13 protein-coding genes, 1 tRNA gene and 2 pseudogenes are annotated in these 16,682 nt (G+C 70.5%); 12 read left to right on the top strand and 4 right to left on the bottom strand.

The window, feature by feature from the left end; genetic code table 11:
• Nucleotides 1-13: 13 nt before the first annotated feature.
• A complete protein-coding gene (locus tag JOD52_RS14210; RefSeq protein ID WP_204411744.1) occupies nt 14-976 on the top strand; it encodes an amino acid ABC transporter permease in 963 nt (320 codons plus the stop codon).
• On the top strand, nt 976-1,818 hold the full coding sequence (locus tag JOD52_RS14205) for an amino acid ABC transporter ATP-binding protein (protein WP_275579107.1): 843 nt from the start codon (nt 976-978) through the stop codon (nt 1,816-1,818). The genes JOD52_RS14210 and JOD52_RS14205 overlap by 1 nt, the downstream gene beginning before the upstream one ends.
• A gap of 125 nt (nt 1,819-1,943) precedes the next feature.
• Here the strand turns inward: JOD52_RS14205 and JOD52_RS14200 are convergent, their stop codons facing one another.
• Together JOD52_RS14200 and JOD52_RS14195 are read right to left on the bottom strand one after the other, a co-directional pair.
• Complete coding sequence (locus JOD52_RS14200) at nt 1,944-2,879, bottom strand: endonuclease domain-containing protein (RefSeq protein ID WP_150108360.1); 936 nt, start codon at nt 2,877-2,879, stop codon at nt 1,944-1,946.
• Between the two features lie 607 nt (nt 2,880-3,486).
• A complete protein-coding gene (locus JOD52_RS14195) occupies nt 3,487-5,760 on the bottom strand; it encodes an HAD-IB family hydrolase (RefSeq protein ID WP_204410678.1) in 2,274 nt (757 codons plus the stop codon).
• Between the two features lie 186 nt (nt 5,761-5,946).
• Between JOD52_RS14195 and JOD52_RS14190 the strand changes: the two genes are divergently transcribed.
• From JOD52_RS14190 to JOD52_RS14170, 5 genes are read left to right on the top strand one after another with little or no spacing between them, the layout of a single operon-like run.
• Nucleotides 5,947-6,723: an SDR family NAD(P)-dependent oxidoreductase gene (locus JOD52_RS14190; RefSeq protein ID WP_204410676.1), complete on the top strand. Its 777-nt coding sequence runs from the start codon at nt 5,947-5,949 to the stop codon at nt 6,721-6,723.
• A 3-nt stretch (nt 6,724-6,726) separates the two neighbouring features.
• Nucleotides 6,727-7,836 carry a lysophospholipid acyltransferase family protein gene (locus JOD52_RS14185; RefSeq protein ID WP_275579106.1) on the top strand — a complete coding sequence of 370 codons (1,110 nt, stop codon included), beginning with the start codon at nt 6,727-6,729 and terminating at the stop codon, nt 7,834-7,836.
• Nucleotides 7,833-9,557: an FAD-binding oxidoreductase gene (locus JOD52_RS14180; RefSeq protein WP_204410674.1), complete on the top strand. Its 1,725-nt coding sequence runs from the start codon at nt 7,833-7,835 to the stop codon at nt 9,555-9,557. The genes JOD52_RS14185 and JOD52_RS14180 overlap by 4 nt, the downstream gene beginning before the upstream one ends.
• A 17-nt stretch (nt 9,558-9,574) precedes the next feature.
• Complete coding sequence (locus JOD52_RS14175; RefSeq protein ID WP_204410673.1) at nt 9,575-10,192, top strand: histidine phosphatase family protein; 618 nt, start codon at nt 9,575-9,577, stop codon at nt 10,190-10,192.
• A 2-nt stretch (nt 10,193-10,194) separates the two neighbouring features.
• On the top strand, nt 10,195-10,578 hold the full coding sequence (locus JOD52_RS14170) for a hypothetical protein (RefSeq protein ID WP_204410671.1): 384 nt from the start codon (nt 10,195-10,197) through the stop codon (nt 10,576-10,578).
• Nucleotides 10,579-10,721: 143 nt separating this feature from the next.
• On the opposite strand, the gene JOD52_RS14165 is transcribed toward JOD52_RS14170, so the two are convergent.
• Entirely contained in the window at nt 10,722-11,828 is a 1,107-nt protein-coding gene (locus JOD52_RS14165) for an alpha/beta hydrolase (RefSeq protein ID WP_204410669.1), read from the bottom strand.
• Between the two features lie 617 nt (nt 11,829-12,445).
• Between JOD52_RS14165 and JOD52_RS14160 the strand changes: the two genes are divergently transcribed.
• The 5 genes and pseudogenes from JOD52_RS14160 to JOD52_RS14145 all read left to right on the top strand — a co-directional run bounded on the left by JOD52_RS14160 (nt 12,446) and on the right by JOD52_RS14145 (nt 16,482).
• Nucleotides 12,446-13,219: a ThuA domain-containing protein gene (locus tag JOD52_RS14160; protein WP_017823194.1), complete on the top strand. Its 774-nt coding sequence runs from the start codon at nt 12,446-12,448 to the stop codon at nt 13,217-13,219.
• Nucleotides 13,209-14,483: a Gfo/Idh/MocA family protein gene (locus tag JOD52_RS17780; RefSeq protein ID WP_204410667.1), complete on the top strand. Its 1,275-nt coding sequence runs from the start codon at nt 13,209-13,211 to the stop codon at nt 14,481-14,483. The genes JOD52_RS14160 and JOD52_RS17780 overlap by 11 nt, the downstream gene beginning before the upstream one ends.
• A gap of 12 nt (nt 14,484-14,495) precedes the next feature.
• Nucleotides 14,496-15,272: pseudogene (locus JOD52_RS14150) on the top strand (SDR family NAD(P)-dependent oxidoreductase); the annotation flags it as partial.
• Nucleotides 15,269-15,658: pseudogene (locus tag JOD52_RS17195) on the top strand (NAD(P)-binding domain-containing protein); the annotation flags it as partial. The pseudogenes JOD52_RS14150 and JOD52_RS17195, both read left to right, overlap by 4 nt.
• Nucleotides 15,631-16,482, top strand: a complete 852-nt coding sequence (locus JOD52_RS14145) for an NAD(P)/FAD-dependent oxidoreductase (protein ID WP_239552418.1) — start codon at nt 15,631-15,633, stop codon at nt 16,480-16,482. The pseudogene JOD52_RS17195 and the gene JOD52_RS14145, both read left to right, overlap by 28 nt.
• A 50-nt stretch (nt 16,483-16,532) precedes the next feature.
• On the opposite strand, the gene JOD52_RS14140 is transcribed toward JOD52_RS14145, so the two are convergent.
• Nucleotides 16,533-16,605: transfer RNA gene (locus tag JOD52_RS14140), tRNA-Arg, on the bottom strand.
• Nucleotides 16,606-16,682: the final 77 nt, after the last annotated feature.

Raw genomic sequence — 16,682 nt, 5'->3', positions numbered from 1 at the left:
ACCTCCGGCACCCCTGACCTGCGCGACGCCGCCGGTAACGAGGTCACCCCCCATCCGTGCCCGCCCAGCCCCGCGCCCGGGGACCTGGATCGCAGCGGTGGTGGTGGGTCTGCTGACCCTCGCCCTGGTGTACTTCCTGATCACCAATCCGGTGTTCGAGTGGGACACGGTGGCGACCTACATCCTGGACGTCAAGGTGGTCCAGGGCGTCGGCTGGACGCTCCTGCTGACGCTGCTGTCGATGGTGCTGGGCACCGTCGTGGCGCTGACCGCAGCCATCATGCGCCGCAGCGACAACCCCGTGCTGCGCGCGGTGAGCTGGGGATACATCTTCGTGTTCCGCGGCATTCCGGTGTACACCCAGCTGGTGTTCTGGGGCCTGTTCACCGTGATCGTCCCCAAGATCGCCGTGGGCGTGCCCTTCGGGCCGGAGCTGTTCTCCTTCTCCACCCGCGACCTGCTCACCGCGTTCTGGGCCGCTGTGATCGGTCTGGGCCTGAACGAGGGCGCCTACCTCGCCGAGATCATCCGCTCGGGCCTGAACTCGGTGGACCGCGGCCAGTCCGAGGCCGCCCGGGCGCTCGGCATGAGCGAGGGCCGGATCCTGCGCCGCATCATCGTGCCGCAGGCGATGAGGGTGATCGTGCCGCCGCTTGGCAACGAGACCATCGGCATGCTGAAGACCACCTCGCTGGTGCTCGCGGTGCCGTTCACCCTGGACCTCACCTTCGCCACCAACGGCATCGCCAACAAGCTGTTCACGCCGATCCCGCTGCTGATCGTGGCGGCCCTGTGGTACCTCGCGATCACCAGCGTGCTGATGGTGGGCCAGTACTACCTCGAGAAGTACTTCGGTCGCGGCTTCGACGACCGCACGCCCGCCCGCCACACCCCCGGCAGCCGCGGCGCCCGCCAGGCAGCCGTGAACCGCGCCGGCACCACCCCGAACGACCCGCTCCCGGAGGTGGAGCTGTGATGACCCAGGATCCCCGCACCCCCGCCCAGCAGGCTTCCACTCAGCCGGCCCCGGCCGGCCAGGCAACGCCCGCCACCGCGCTGGTCGAGATCACCGACCTGCACAAGAGCTTCGGTGACCTGCACGTCCTCAAGGGCTGCTCCCTGGAGGTGGCGCCGGGAGAGGTGTGTGTGCTGGTCGGCCCCTCGGGCTCGGGCAAGTCCACCCTGCTGCGCTGCATCAACCAGCTGGAGAACCCGACCGCCGGTGACGTGCGGATCGACGGCGAGCTGCAGGGCTACCAGTCCGAGCCGCTGGCCGACGGCCGCTGGCAACGACTGTCCAACAAGCAGATCGCCGCCCAGCGCTCCCGCATAGGCATGGTGTTCCAGCGCTTCCACCTGTTCCCCCACCTCACGGCACTCGGCAACGTGATCGAGGCGCCCATGCAGGTGCTCGGCACGCACCGCGCCCAGGCCGAGAGCGATGCGCGCGACCTGCTGGGCCGCGTGGGACTGGCCGATCGTGCCGATCACTACCCGGCCGAGCTCTCCGGCGGGCAGCAGCAGCGCGTGGCCATCGCCCGTGCCATGGCGATGAAGCCCGAGCTGATGCTGTTCGACGAGCCCACCAGTGCCCTGGACCCGGAGCTGGTCTCCGAGGTGCTCGCCGTGCTGAAGGACCTGGCGCGGGAGGGCATGACCATGGTGGTGGTCACCCACGAGATGGGCTTCGCCCGCGAGGTGGCCGACCAGGTGGTGTTCATGGACGACGGGCAGATCGTGGAGCAGGGGCCGCCCCAGCAGGTGATCGACGCGCCCCGCTCCGATCGGCTGCGGGAGTTCATCGCCTCGGTGCTGTGATGTCGTGACCCGGCTCTATGACGAACGACGGGATGAATATGAGGCGTCGCTGACAGTTTCAGCGCTCAAGCGACGAAATCGTCCCGTTGTTCGTCACCTGCCAAGCCCGCGACCTCGCTCAGCCCTCAGGCGGCCAGCAGCTGTGCCACCCGCCGTCGGCCCTGTCTGCCCACCTGGGCAACGGTCTCCAGAAGCGCCTCCTCGGTCGAGCGCCAGCTGTGCCACACCTGGGAGTAGCTCAGCCGCAGGATCTGCAGTCCATGCCGACGCATCGCCAGATCCCGCCGGCGATCCTCGTTGAACGATTCCGGTGAACTGTGGTGCGTGCGCCCATCGATCTCCAGGAAGAGCCCGCTGACGTACGCGTCGACGAATCCGACCCCCTCCACATACACCTGCTGCTCCACATCATGGCCGCGTCGGCGCAGCGCGCGCACCACCCGCGTCTCCGAGCCGGAACCGCTGGCTGCCGAGATACCGCCGATGCGCTGACGATGCCGACGTGGGGCGTCATCCAGCAGGGCCTGGACCTGCGCGATGGACAGCAGCCCCCTCTCGATCGCGGACTCGAGGAGCACCGCCGCCGACTCCCCGTCCACGCAGCGGATCGCGTGCGCCAGGGCCAGTCGGAGGGAGGCGATGGCGTCCGTTTCAGGCCACGCCCGCAGGCCCGATCCGTGCGCTGCTGCCCACCGCGGGCACGCACTGCCCAAGCGGGGACGGTAGATGTGCAGGTCGTCATCCCGTTCCCGGGGAGGAACCCATAGACCGTGCAGTGCCGACGCATCAACGCAGGTGAGGCGGGCACCTGCGGTCAATGCTTTGACGACCTTCGGGTTCGCGCCGGTCTTCGCGTACCAGCCGGGAGCGATGCTGCGCAGGTGCCCGCGCCGCACGGCGGTACGGATCTGGGCGTGGGTGAGTCCCTCATTAAGCAGGGCGGAGCTGGTGGCCACGCCGAGATCGGCGTCCGCCACGCGATGGGTGCCGCGCGGTGCTGGACGTGGCCGGAACGGAGCGCGCGCTCCCATCGGGACCACCAGTCTGCTGGGAAGGAACATGGCCCAAGGGTGGTCGTTCACCAGAGCCGATGGTGTGTGTGGCGCCGACGTGTGGAGAACCCGGGGGTGGGGAGGAACGTCGTGGCTGCACTACAAGGGGTCGGCCGGGTGCTGGGTGGGCTGGGTTCTGGGTGGGGAGGCTGCTGATGAGCCGGGTGCTGGGTGGGCCGGGTGCTGGTCTATCTGGCCGGACCGCTGGTGGGCCGGGTGCTGGTCGGTCTGGCCGGGCTGCTGACTGACGGTGGGACTCCAGTGAGGCGCGAAGCGCATTACGGCCCCGGAATCGGCGATTCCGTCCCACCGATTGCGAAACGGGAGAAATCGGGCACCGGTTGGGCGGGGCAGGGGCAGCGTAGCGCTGCGGGCAGGCGTGAAGGCAAGGCTGGTGGCAGGTGGGGCAGCGCAGCGGGCAGGCGTGAAGGCACGGCTGGGGGCAGGTGGGGAAGCGCAACCCTGCGGGCAGGCTGGTGGCAGGTAGGGGCAGGTAGGGGCAGGTAGGGGTAGCGCTGCGGGCAGGCGTGAAGGCAAGGCTGGTGGCAGGTGGGGCAGCGCAGCACTGCGGGCAGGCTGGCCTGCAGGCGGGCAGGCTGGCCTGCAGGCCCCCTCCTCACCAATCGGTGATGCGCCACCGGTTCTTCTTGGCCACAGAGAACAGCCCCAGGTCCGGGGAGATCGCCGTGGGGGTGCCCACCAGTGACAGCCAGGCCGCATCGGCGTGGGAGTCGCCGTAGCCGTAGGATGCCTTGAGGTCCGCGCCGTGACGGTCGGCGTACTTGCGCAGCCAGTTGCCGCGGGCCTCGTCCACCAGCGGGGGAGTGGCCAGGTAGCCGGTCATCACGCCGTCGGCCCCGGAGTCCATGTGGGTGGCGACCACGTCGTCGAACAGGTCGGCCAGCGGCTCCACCAGCACGTCCAGTGCACCGGTGACCAGCACGGTGCGGTGCCCGGCCGCCCGGTGGCGCTCGATCACCTCGAGGGCCTCGGGGCGGATGGAGGCACGGATCTTCCGGCCCAGCTCACCGTTCATCAGCTCACGCAGGTCCTGCTCGCGGTAGCCCTCATAGCGGCGGTTGACCAGGCGGATCAGCTCGGAGCGGTCACGCTGCTCGGCCCGCAGGTAACCGGGCAGGGAGGCCAGCAGGCCACCGATCTCCCCGGGCCAGGTGCGGCGCGGCTTGGTGGCACGCACCACCGCGAAGTACTGCTGCACGATGTTGGTGGCCACGACGGTGCCGTCCAGGTCGAACACCGCCAGTGCGTCGGCGTTCTCCTTCAGGGCCGGTGCGGGGCGCTCGGCGCGGGTGCGCTGGGCGGCCTTGGCGCGGGAGTAGGCCTTGGTGAGCTCGGTGACGGCCGGCAGGTGCAGCTGCTGGAAGTAGTCGCGCCAGTTGATCTCGGTGACGTCGAAGTCGTGCTGCTCCAGGAAGGACGCGGGGAGCTCCTGCCGCAGGGCACGGGTGTTGGCGTCGTCGAACACCATCTCGGTCTTGGTGTACTGGCGGTACAGCTCGATGTACTTGCGCAGCGTGGTCAGGCCCGTGGTGGCCTTGTGCAGGTTGGAGGTCCACTCGCGGGTGCGGCGGGAGGCCGGCAGGTAGGCCACGACCTTCTGACCGGCCTTGGCGGCGATCTCCTTGGTGCGGAAGCGCTGTTCGACCATCTCCACGGCCGGGAAGTGCCACTCGGGCACCACGATCGGGCGGCCCTTGTCGTCCTCCAGGGGCTTGGTCACGAAGTACTCGCGCACGGCGGAGACCATCTCGTGGAACGGCAGCGGGTTCGAGGCGCCGGAGACCACCTGGAAGTAGGCGTCGTCCCCGCGACGGGACACGTCCTGGGTGGCCAGGGCAACGATCACGTTGACCACGAAGTCCACCGGGATGATGTCCAGGATCGAATCGGCCAGGCCCGGGAACTCCTGCAGCATGCCGCGGCCGTACGCCATGATCAGCGGGTCGGCCACCTTGTAGCCGTCGATCCAGCCGGGGTAGGGGCGGTGCAGGGCCGACTCGATGATCGAAGGACGCACGAAGGACACGCGGTGGCCGGCGCCGGCCCACAGGTCCTCCGCCACGCGCTCGGCCATGGCCTTGGTGAAGGTGTAGATGTCGGTCCAGCCCACGGACTGGGCACGGGTGCGGCCGAAGTCCACCAGGCGCTCGTCCACCCAGGCGCGGCGGGCGGCCTCGGCGGCGGCGGCCACGGCCTTGGGGCCCATGCGGCCGTCGCGCAGGCGGGCGGTGCGCATCTGGGAGCGCAGGGTCTCGGGCCTGCGGGACTCGGCCTCGACCCGGGCACGGGCGTCCTGGGCGGAGTCGTACTCGCGGCGCCAGTCGACGTCGTGGACCAGGCGGCCCTCCTGCCGCAGACCCTTGGAGATGCCCCCGACGTACGCGGTGGAGACGTGGATGACGTGCGGGTCCTGCCCGGAGGCCAGGAGTGCCTCGTAGAGGTTGCGGGCACCGCCCACGTTGGTGCGGAAGGCCTCGTCGATGGGCGGGTCGAAGGAGACGGAGCTGGCGGAGTGGATCACCACGTCGTACGGCTCGGTCAGGGGCGGCATGTCGGTGAGGTCGCCCTCCAGGGCGGTCACGCGCTCGCCGAAGACACGGGTGGCCTCGTCCTTGCCGATCTTCTCCACCCAGGTGGAGAACACGGGCTTGCGCAACAGCTGCTCCAGGCGGGCCTGCCCGGCCACACTCCCCTTGGGGCGCACCACGGCGGTGACGTGCACGTCGTCGGTGGTCTCCAGCAGGGACTGCAGCACGGCCTGCCCCAGGAACCCGGTGACCCCGGTCAGCAGGATCCGACGGCCTCCGCTGCGCGAGGCTGTGCCCTCGGCGTTCTCGGTGGAGGCGGGTGCGGACGGGGTGTTGTTCATGGGATCCCTCGATGGACGGGTACGGCGGTGCAGGCGCGGGCGTTCCCGGGGCTGATCAGCGATGGTGCCGGGGCTGATCGACAGCGCCCCCGGGGCTGGTCCGTGGTGTTCCGCGTCGGTCCCCGTGCTGGTCAGCGGCTTGTCGGCGCGCCCTGGTCAGGGCCTCGCTAGTGTATCGTAGCCGCCATGCACAGGGCCCTGATCACCGGCGGCACCGCGGGCATCGGGGCCGCCTTCGCAACAGCTTTCGCCTCACGCGGCGTCCCTCTCGTCCTGGTGGCACGCGACGCCGCCCGCCTCGAGGAGTTCGCCTCCACCCTGCGATCCCGCCACGGCGTGGACGTGGAGACGATGGTCGCCGACCTCGTGGACCGTGACGCCCAGCAGCGCGTGGCGGACCGCCTCGACGCTGACACCGACCCCGTCGACGTGCTGGTCAACAACGCCGGCTTCTCCGTGCGTGCGAGCCTGCTGGACGAGGACCTGGACGAGCACGACCGCGGCTTCGAGGTGATGGTGCGCGCCGTCCTCAAGCTGGGCGGGGCGGCAGGTCGCGCGATGAGCCGCCGCGGCCGCGGCTGGATCATCAACGTCGGCTCCGTGAGCGCCCTGGTCACCCAGAACAACTACTCCGCCATCAAGGCGTGGGTGGGCAACTACTCCGAATCGCTCGGCGTGCAGCTGAACGGCACCGGCGTCACCGTGACCGCCCTGATGCCCGGCTGGGTGCGCACCGAGTTCCACTCCCGCGCCGGCATCAAGGGCTCCTCCATCCCGGACTTCCTGTGGCTGGACGCGGATCGCCTGGTGGAGGAATGCCTGGCGGACGTGGCCCGCGGCAAGCCCGTCAGCATCCCCAGCACCCGCTGGAAGCTGATCGCCGGCGTGCTGCGCGGCACCCCCCGCGGCCTGGTGGCGCGCCTCAGCGCGCTCCTCTCGCACCGCCGCAGCAAGGAGCGCTGAACGATGCGCGACGAGGCCGACGGCCGCACTCCTGACGGCGACCCCACCCCTGACGGCGACCCGACCCCCGACGGCGACGCGACCCCCGACGGTGACCCCACCCCCGGGGACGCCGTATCGGCCGGGGTCGATGGCGACCCCCAGACCGGGACCGACAGCGCCACCGACGACGCCAGGGCGCCTCGCGAGCAGTCCGCCTTCGAGCGCACCGTGCGCGAGCGCCTCTCCGAGGCCAGGTCGGCAACGGCCGATGCCCGGACCGCCATGTCCGATGCGAGGACCGCCCGCGCCGACGCCCGAGCGGAGGCGAAGGCCGAGGCCAAGGCCAAGGCAGACGCGAAGGCGGCAGCCAAGGCCCGCCCCGTCCCCTCCCTCTCGGCCCGCTCCCGCGCCCAGGGCTGGGACGAGCCCGAGGGCGACCTGGCCAAGTACCGATCGCACTGGCGCGCCGCCGTGCGCTTCGTGCTGCAGCGCATGATCTTCCGGGCCGTGGTGCGCAGCGCCGTCACCCCGAAGGCGATCGTGGCCCGTCGCGTGCGCACCGTGCGCGGCCCGTACGTGCTGGTCGCGAACCACACCAGCCATGTCGATGCTCCGATGATCGCCCTTAGCCTCCCGTGGAGCCAGGCGAAATTCCTCTCCACAGGCGTTGCTGCCGACTACTTCTTCAACGTCTGGTACAAGCGGTTCTTCGTTCGCTGGATGTTCAACGCCTTCCCGATCGACCGCGGCGGCTCCCGCAAGCACTCCGGGACCTCCCGGAACCTGTTGCGCTCCGGAGTGCCGATCCTGGTGTTTCCCGAGGGCGGGCGCCAGCAGGACGGCCAGATGAGGGACTTCAAGCCCGGCGGTGCCGCGCTCGCCATCAGCGTGGGCGTGCCGGTGATCCCGGCGGCGATTGTGGGCGGCTACGAGGCGATGCCCAAGGGCCGCAACTGGCCCCGGCCCGGCCGGCCGCCGGTCACCGTCGTGTTCGGCGACCCGATGATCGCCGAGGAGGGCGAGACCGCGGTGGAGTTCTCCACCCGGATCCGGGAGCGCGTCAAGGGCCTGTACGACGACCATCACGAGGAAGTCCTGGGCAGCGCCCGGGACGGGGAAGGACCGGCATGAACGCACCGCTGAGCGCCGAGGACCGGCTGGACGCCGAGGACGTGAAGCGGCACCGGTGGTGGGGCTGGGGCCTGGAGGACGTCACCTTCAACTGGCGCAACAAGCCCGGGTTCGCCCCGCTGGCCCGCGAGGTCATCGGTCTGGATCTGCACACCATGCCCGACCCGATCACCCCGGATCTGTCCGAGCACACGGTCCCCGCGTCGCGCCTGGGTGAGGACGCCCGCACCGCACTGGTGGACGTGGTCGGCGAGCAGAACCTGCGCGACGACGACGAGTTCCGCGTGGTCCACTCCTTCGGACGCTCCCTGCCGGACCTGTTCCGGGTGCGTCAGGGCGACTTCGAGCGCCTGGTGGATGCGGTGGTCTACCCCGGCAGCGAGGACGAGATCGCCGCGGTGCTCCGGATCGTCCTGGAGAGGGACCTGGTGCTGATCCCCTACGGCGGCGGCTCCTGCATCTCCGGCTCCGTCACCCCGGACGTGACCGAGCAGCGCCCCGTGCTCACCATGAACCTGGGCCGCATGCGCAAGGTCCTGGAGATCGACGACACCTCGGGCCTGGCCCGGGTGGAGGCCGGCGTGTACGGTCCCGACCTCGAGGAGCAGCTGAACGCCCTGGGCTGGACCATGGGCCACTTCCCCGACTCCTTCACCTACTCCACGGTGGGCGGCTGGGCAGCGACCCGCTCCACCGGCATGCAGTCCGACAAGTACGGCGACATCGAGCAGATCGTGCGCGGCATGCGGGTGGTGCACCCCAGCGGGATCATCCGCACCAAGGCCGTGCCCGGGCGCGACAGCGGCCCCAGCGTGCACGAGATGATCATGGGCAGCGAGGGCCGCCTGGGCGTGATCTCCGAGTGCACCGTGCAGGTGCACCGCACCGCCCCGGTGCGCCAGGTCATCGCCTACATGTACCCCGACTGGGAGCACGGCATCCGCGGCATGCACGCGATCGCCCGCTCCGAGGTCAACCCCACCTTCGCTCGCCTCTCGGACGGGCCTGAGACCCGCTTCAGCCTGGCCCTGGTCAAGGCCCCGGAGTCCACCAAGTCCACGGTGATGGGCAAGGTGCAGGACGGCCTGTTCGCCTACCTGCGCTCCAAGGGCTGGGACACCAAGGAGGAGATGTGCATCTCCTACGTGTGCTTCGAGGGCACCAAGGAGACGGTGGAGCGCGAGAAGGCGGTCGTGAAGAAGATCGTCGCCAAGAACGGCGGCATCAGCCTGGGCGCCGGCCCCGGTGCGGTGTACGACCAGAAGAAGTTCGACACCCCCCACCTGCGCGACTTCCTGCTGAACTACAAGGTGTTCGGCGACGTGTGCGAGACCGGTGCCAGCTGGGCGAACCTCAACGAGGTCCACTCAAAGGTGTACGACGCGTACTACAAGGTGCTGGCCGACCACGACTCCCAGGGCTTCATGTTCTGCCACATGTCGCACAGCTACCACGGCGGCGCCTGCCTGTACTTCACCTTCGCGGTGCCGTACACCGATGACTCGACGGCGCTGGCGAAGTACTACGACGCCAAGAACGCGGTCCAGCAGACCTTCGTGGACCTGAACTCTCCCGTCTCCCACCACCACGGGGTGGGCACCGAGCACCTCCCCTGGATGGTCCAGGACATCGGTGAGGTGGGTGCCCAGATGGTGCGCGGCCTGTTCGCCGACAACGATCCCGGTCGCAACCTGAACCCCGGCAAGGTTCTCGAGCCCTGAGCGGCCACGACATCTGGGTGCTGCGGCACGGTGAGTCCGTCGCGAACGTGGACGGGCTGATCGTTTCGGCCGTCGGCCCGCGCGCCCTGGTGGAGGTGGGCTTGACCGAGCGTGGCAGGGAGCAGGTGCGCGCCGCCGCACGCGAGGCCTTTCGTTACGGCCTCGGCGCGGGCACGGTGGTGCTGACCAGCGACTTCGCCCGAGCCCGGCAGACGGCCGAGGAGTTCTGCGCCGAACTCGGCGCCGGGGAGCCCAGGGTTGATGAGCGTCTGCGGGAGCGCGGCTTCGGCACTCACGACGGGGGCCCCGCGACGGCGTACGAGCTGGTGTGGGCCGATGACCTGGCCCGACGCGACGGCGCGAACGAGGTGGAACCGGTGCGCGAGGTCGCCGCGCGGGCCAGCGCCGTGCTGCGAGAGGCCGATGCCCTCGCCGAGCAGGCCCCGGTGGTCCTGGTGGCCCACGGGGACGTCCTGCAGATCATGCTGGCCGTGGGGGAGGGCATGGACCCCTACGAGCATCGCTCCGTGCCGCACCTGGGCAACGCCGAGCTGCGCCGCGTGGGCCCCGGGAGGGATCTGTTCGGAGGTGTTGCGGCGCCGGCCCGCCGCGAGCCGGAGAGCCCAGGGGGCTGACCGTGGCTGAGCGCCAGGAGAAGCTGCTGATGGTGCTGCGCGGTGATGCGCAGGCGGCCCGCCGGGACGTGGCCGCGTTCTTCGACGCCCGCGGCTGGGTGCCCCGGGTGCGCGATGACGGCTCGATGGCCTACGAGTTCGGCAACCGCGGACGCACCGTGCTGCTGGGCGCGCTCGCCGGCAAGAAGTTCTTCCTCACCGGCATCGTGGAACTGCGCGAGGACACCCACACCACCGACGTGGTGTACCGCTGGGGACCCGGTGCAGGACTCGCCCTGGGCGGCACGCTCGGCAGGCGCCGCGCCGACCGGGTCCACGAGGAGACCGCGGCCGCCCTGCAGCAGCACCTGGAGGGAACCGGCCGCCTCCTGCGCACCCGCCGCTGACAGGAGACGCAGACAGGAGATGCGGACAGGAGACGCGGACACTGAGCGCCGGACGCATCCTGGAACCAGTTCCGGTTCTGAGGTGCGTCCGGCTCTCAGTGCCGCAGGACCGGCGTCGGCGGCGGGCAGTCGTGCGGGCCGGATCAGGCGTTGAGCACGCCCATGATCCCGGGCAGGTCCTCAGCCAGATTGTCCTTCCACAGTCCCCATTCGTGGGTGGCGCCGCGGATGACCGCGAAGTCGTGGTCGATGCCGGCGGCCCCCAGGGCGTCGCTGAAGCGCTGCTGGTTGGGGTGGACGGCGTTCTCGATCACGTTCTCGCCGATCGTGCCGACCTTCGCCTCGAACTGGCCCAGCAGCTCGCGGTCCGCACGCAGGTCGTCGAAGAAGTCGTCCCAGGCCCCATCACCGGTGCGCAGGAACACGCGCTTGCCGCGGTAGGTCTCGATGTTGTCCATCGGGTTGTAGCTCTTGGCGATCGGCGGGTTCACGGAGGGACCCCAGGTCGCCCCCACGAAGTTCGCGGTCAAGGGGTGCTTTGCGAGCTCGAACGAGGGGCAGATCCAGATGGCACCGGCCACCGCGAGCCCGTCGGCCGTCGAGATGCCGCAGTCGGCGGGACCGGAGTAGGAGCTCACCGAGCGGAAGTGCCCCCAGTAGCGCTGGCCCAGGGCCAGCGCACCCCAGCCGCCCATGGACAGTCCACCGATCGCCATCGCCTCGGGTCGGGTGCGGAAGTTGGCATGCACGAAGGGCAGCACCTGGTCCATGATGAATAACTCCCAGGCGGCCTCACGCCCGGGCAGTGGGGCGTTGGCGTTGGAGTAGAAGGAGCCGCTTCCGCCGTCGGGCATCACCACGATCACCTCGTGCTGCTCGGTCTGCTCCACGACCCCACCGAGGTTGGTCCAGTCCTGGTAGAAGCCGCCCTGACCGTGCAGGAGCACGAGCACCGGGTAGCGGCGGTCGGGGCTGGACCCGTAGCTGGGCGGCACCGTCACCCGCACCGACGGCGGGAAGGTCTTCACCATGCCGCCGGTGTCGAAGCGGAAGTCCACCGAGCGGATGTCGGGGTGCGGCCACTCGCCCACGCGGCGCAGCCCCGCTGCGTCGTGGAAACCGCTCAGCGCGCTCGCCTGCTGTCCTGCACTGCCGGCACCCACGGCGACGATCGGGGCCAGGGCCGCCGCTCCCAGCAGCAGCGAGCGCCGCGACAGACGGCCGACGGTCGCGGTAGGAGCGGTGGGCAACGCGGCGACAGGAGCATCGGCTCCCGGCAGAACAGGGGCGTGGGGTGATGACGAGGGCTGGTGCACGGGAGCTCCTAGAACGCGGTGGCGGTCGATACGACGACCGTGACAGGTGTGACCCCCAGCACCATGTCCTGTCCCACGAGCCCGCTGCAAGGTGCCCTGGTGGGCCCGGCGAGTCGCCTGACCAGGGGAAATAGTACTTTGGTGCCGCACGACGCTCTCGCTGGTACGAAGGTGCCACGGAGAGGTCGGCGAACCCGGGGAGAGGGTGTTCCGGGGCGAGGAAGAAGAAGAGGTTCCCTCGCCGTTGAGGGAACCTGTGGACGACCGTAGCGGAGAACCGTGAGGCGTGAGTCACAGGACGATCACGATCCGGGGGTGAGCGTTCACGACCACGGGCGGTCGGCGGCCGTCCGTTCACGACCACGGGCGGTCGGCGGCCGTCCGTTCACGACCACGGGCGGTTGGCGGAGGTCTTTGCAGTCCCGGCCCCGCGCATGTCCAGACCACCCAGGCGGCGCGACCCTACGATGGTGGGATCCTGTGCCGGTGCCCGCTGCGGCGGCCGTCGGCGACCGGGAACTGCACCGACCAGCCATCAGTTGAGGACATCCATGACACTGCGCATCGCCGTGTTCGGCGAGAACAGGCACGAGAAGGTGGACCCGAAGGTCCAGGAGATCTACCCCGAGGGCATGCACACGGTGATCGCCGACGGGCTGCGTGAGACCCTCGCGGCCGACGGCGTGGACGCCGAGGTGCGCATCGCCCTGCTGGACGACATCGAGGAGTCGCTGTCGGAGGAGGCCCTGGCCGCCACCGACGTGCTGACCTGGTGGGGCCACATGGCCCACGAGGACGTGCCCGATGAGGTGGCCGAGCGCGTGGTGCGCCGCGTCCACGAGGGCATGGGCCTGATCGCCCTGCATTCCGCCCACTACGCCAAGGTGTTCAAGCGCCTGCTGGGCACCACCTGCAACCTGCTGTGGCGCAACGAGGGCGAGGAGGAGCGGGTGTGGACCGTCAACGGCTCCCACCCCATCGCCCGCGGCGTGCCCCACCCGATCGTGATCCCCGCCCAGGAGATGTACGGGGAGATGTTCGACATCCCCGCCCCGGACGAGCTGGTGTTCATCTCGTCCTTCGCCGGCGGCGAGGTGTTCCGCTCGGGCTGCGTGTTCCGCCGCGGCAAGGGCAAGATGTTCTACTTCAGCCCCGGTGACCAGGAGTACCCCGTGTACCGGCAGGCCGAGATCCGCCGCGTGCTGGCCAATGCCGTGGTGTGGGCCCGCCCCGAGGACCGCCCCGCCCAGCCCGTGAAGATCGACAACGCCCAGCGCGACTGGTTCCGCACCGACGACGAGCAGGGGACCACGCGTGTCATCTGAGACCACCACGACGAACGACGCCCCTGGTCACGCCGGGGAGGCGGCCGCATCGGACCGATCCCCCGCCGAGGCACGCCGCGAGGCACAGGCTCGCGCCCGCGAAGCCGCCCGCATCCCCGCCGACCGCCCCGCCCGCGTGGTCATCGTGGGCGCCGGGTCCATGGGCGACTGGTGGGCCCGCGAGGTGGTGGACAGCCCCGTCGCTGAACTGGTGGGTGTGGCCGACCTGGTCGAAGCGGCACCCGCGAAGGTGATCGCCGGCTGCGGCGCGGAGGATCCCTCCTCGATCGCGACCGGCACCGACGGGGTGGACCTCGCCCTCGAGGTGGGAGCCGATCTGCTGATCAACCCCACGGTGCCGGTGGCGCACCACCCGGTCACCGTGCGGGCACTGCACGCCGGCATCCCGGTGCTGGGGGAGAAGCCGGTCACCGAGACCCTGCCGGAGGCGATCAGCCTGGTGGCGCATGCGGAACTCACCGGGGTGCCGTTCATGGTGTCCCAGTCCCGGCGCTTCTTCCCCCAGGTGCGCCAGTTGCAGGCGTTCGTGGCCGATCACGGTCCCACCGTGATCACCAGTGCGTTCTTCTCCCTGTTCGAGGAGCACGAGGGGTACCGCCGTCACCAGCTGCACCCGATGCTGCGCGACATGGGCATCCACGCCTTCGACACCGCCCGGTACATCCTGGGCACCGACCCGGTGGCGGTCACCGCCCACGGCGCCCGCCCCGAGTGGAGCGTGTACGACCACGACGCGACCGTCTCGGCGACCTTCGAGATGTCCGACGGCTCCCTGTTCGTCTACAACGGCACCTGGAACGCGCGCGGCGCTGCCACCTGGTGGAACAGCGAGTGGCGCATCGGCGCCCAGCACGGCACCGCCACCTGGGACGGCACCGGCCTGCCCGTGCTCTCCACAGCCGACGAGGAGGAGACCGCCCGCCTGCAGGAGTGGATCGCACAGCAGCCCGACCCGGATTCGGAGCCCGACCAGATCGCCGCCTCGCTGATCGAGTTCGTGACCGCCCTGCGGGAGGCCCGCACCCCCATGTGCGAGGTGCACGAGAACCTGCTGAGCTTCGCGATGGTGGAGGCCGCGGTGGCCTCGGTGGACCACGGCACGAGGATCGAGATCGACCCGCTGCTGGAGGAGGCCCGCCAGCAGGCGATCGCCGCGGAGGCCCACCCCGAGGCCCGGGAGCTCATGCAGTCCTGGACCTCGGTGCGTGAGGTGCTCGAGGCCTGGCAGGAGGCCCAGGGCTAGACCGGAGGCGCCTCCGGCATCGGCCGGGCCCTCACGCGGCGCTTGGTGGAGCGCGACGGCCGGGTGATCGTCGCCGACCGTGACGAGGCCGCGGCGACGGCCCTGGCCGAGTCGCTCGGTGGCCGGACCGTCGCCGTCGGCATCGACGTCACCGAGCCCGGTGCGGTGCCCGCGCTGGTGCAGAGGACCGTGCAGCGTGAGGGCCGGCTGGACCTGATGGCCAACAATGCCGGCGCACTGCTGTACGGGCCGGTGGAGGAGGTCGAGGAGCGCCACTGGGACCAGGCCCTCGCCCTGAACCTGCGCGCCGTGATCGACGGTTCGCAGGCCGCCTACGCCGTCATGGCGCCGAGGCGGGCCGGCGTCATCCTCAACACCGGGTCGCTGGCCGGGCTGATGGTCTCCCCCCGCCAACTCCCGTACACCACCACCAAGCACGCGGTGGTGGCCTACTCCCGCGCCCTCGCCATCGAGGCACGTGCACGGCGGGTGCGGGTGCATGTGCTGTGCCCCGGGTTCGTGGACACCAAGCTGCTGGACGAGCCCCTGGACCCGGGCGAGCACACCGGGTCCTTCCGCCGCTACGCCCACTCCCTGCAGCCGCGCCTGCTCACCGCCGACGAGGTGGCAGCCGCCGCCCTTCGAGGCATCGAGCGGGGGCGCACGATCATCCCCGTCGGGGCCTTCACCCGTGCCATCTGGGCTATCGAACGCCTCTCCCCAGCGCTGATGGACGCAGGATCCCGCCTCGCCACCCGCCGTGAGAACGAGAAGACGGGTCTGCGGTGATCGACCATCCGCCCCGTGGAGCGGGGTCGAACGGTGAGCGCTCTCGGGGTGCGGTGGTGATCGGTGCCGGACCGGGCGGACTGGCCGCTGCGGCGGCCCTGCGACGGCGGGGCGTCGACGTGCTGGTGGTGGACCGTGCGCAGCAGGTGGGGTCCAGCTGGAGGGGCCACTACGACCGCCTGCACCTGCACACCCCCCGGGGACTGTCGGGCCTGGGCGGCCTGCCGATACCGCGCGAGTACGGCCGCTGGGTGGCACGGGACGACGTGGTGCGCTACCTGGAGCAGTATGCCGCCCACCACGATCTGGAGATCCGCACCGGCACTGCTGTGGAGCGGATCGAGCGTCCCGGCAGTGACTGGCTGGTGCATCTGGCCGGTGGCGAGGTGCTGCGCGCACGGGACGTGGTGGTCGCCACCGGGTACAACAACACCCCCGGCGGCCCACCTGGCCGGGGGAGGAGCAGTTCACCGGGCAGATCCTCCACGCCTCGCAGTACCGCAGCGGGGCCACGTTCGCAGGGCGCAGTGTGCTGGTGGTGGGCTTCGGCAACACCGGGGCGGAGATCGCCACCGACCTCACCGAGCACGGTGCCGGGCCGGTGCGGATCAGTGTGCGCACCCCTCCCTACATCCTCAAGCGTGAGCGAGGCGCCTTCCTCACCACCACGGCCGTGGGGATCCTGGTGCGACACCTGCCGGTGCGGCTGGTGGACGCGCTGCAGGACCGGGTGTTCCACCGGGACCTGCAGGACCTCTCCGCCCACGGGGTGCCACGGCCCCACGGAGGGATCTACTCGCAGGTGCTGAAGGGCACCATCCCGGTGCAGGACGTGGGCATCGTCGCAGCCATCCGGGAGGGACGGGTGCAGGCCGTCGGTTCCCCTGCCCGGTTCGGTACCGACCATGTGGAGCTGGCCGATGGCGCCCGGGTCGATCCCGAGGTGGTGATCGTCGCGGCCGGCTACGAGCGCGCCCTGGAGAACCTGGTGGGGCACCGGGGGTTGCTGGACGAGCGCGGCCTGCCCCGCGTCACCGGAGGGCGGGAAGCGCTGCCGGGACTGTGGTTCACCGGCTTCGCCAACCCGATCTCCGGCATGTTCCGGGAGCTGCGGCTGGATGCCGCAGCGATCGCCCGAGGCGTCGTGAAGCGGGACGGTGCGCGGGGTGGGCGGCATCGTTCGAGACGCCGTCGCCTGCGCCGAGCATGAGAAAGGCCCTGGTCACCGTGGTGACCAGGGCCTTCATCGAGATCCTGCAGCGCGCCCGGAGGGATTCGAACCCCCAACCTTCTGATCCGTAGTCAGATGCTCTATCCGTTAAGCTACGGGCGCCCGTCGGTGAAGCCGACCTGCACGAGTTTAGTGCTTCCGCCCGGGCGGTGCCAATCCTGCGCGCATGAAGCTCCTCA

The sequence above is a fragment of the Brachybacterium muris genome (genome assembly GCF_016907455.1).
In the GTDB taxonomy this organism is placed as follows: domain Bacteria; phylum Actinomycetota; class Actinomycetes; order Actinomycetales; family Dermabacteraceae; genus Brachybacterium; species Brachybacterium muris.
This window is presented reverse-complemented; position numbering and strand designations above follow the sequence as displayed.

What these genes read in the sequence shown, in the direction of transcription:
- JOD52_RS14190 (WP_204410676.1), top strand. Translation starts at nt 5,947, where the DNA reads ATGCACAGGGCCCTGATCACCGGCGGCACCGCGGGCATCGGGGCCGCC.
- JOD52_RS14205 (WP_275579107.1), top strand. Translation starts at nt 976, where the DNA reads ATGACCCAGGATCCCCGCACCCCCGCCCAGCAGGCTTCCACTCAGCCG.
- JOD52_RS14180 (WP_204410674.1), top strand. Translation starts at nt 7,833, where the DNA reads ATGAACGCACCGCTGAGCGCCGAGGACCGGCTGGACGCCGAGGACGTG.
- JOD52_RS14200 (WP_150108360.1), bottom strand. Translation starts at nt 2,879, where the DNA reads ATGTTCCTTCCCAGCAGACTGGTGGTCCCGATGGGAGCGCGCGCTCCG.
- JOD52_RS14195 (WP_204410678.1), bottom strand. Translation starts at nt 5,760, where the DNA reads ATGAACAACACCCCGTCCGCACCCGCCTCCACCGAGAACGCCGAGGGC.
- JOD52_RS14185 (WP_275579106.1), top strand. Translation starts at nt 6,727, where the DNA reads ATGCGCGACGAGGCCGACGGCCGCACTCCTGACGGCGACCCCACCCCT.
- JOD52_RS14160 (WP_017823194.1), top strand. Translation starts at nt 12,446, where the DNA reads ATGACACTGCGCATCGCCGTGTTCGGCGAGAACAGGCACGAGAAGGTG.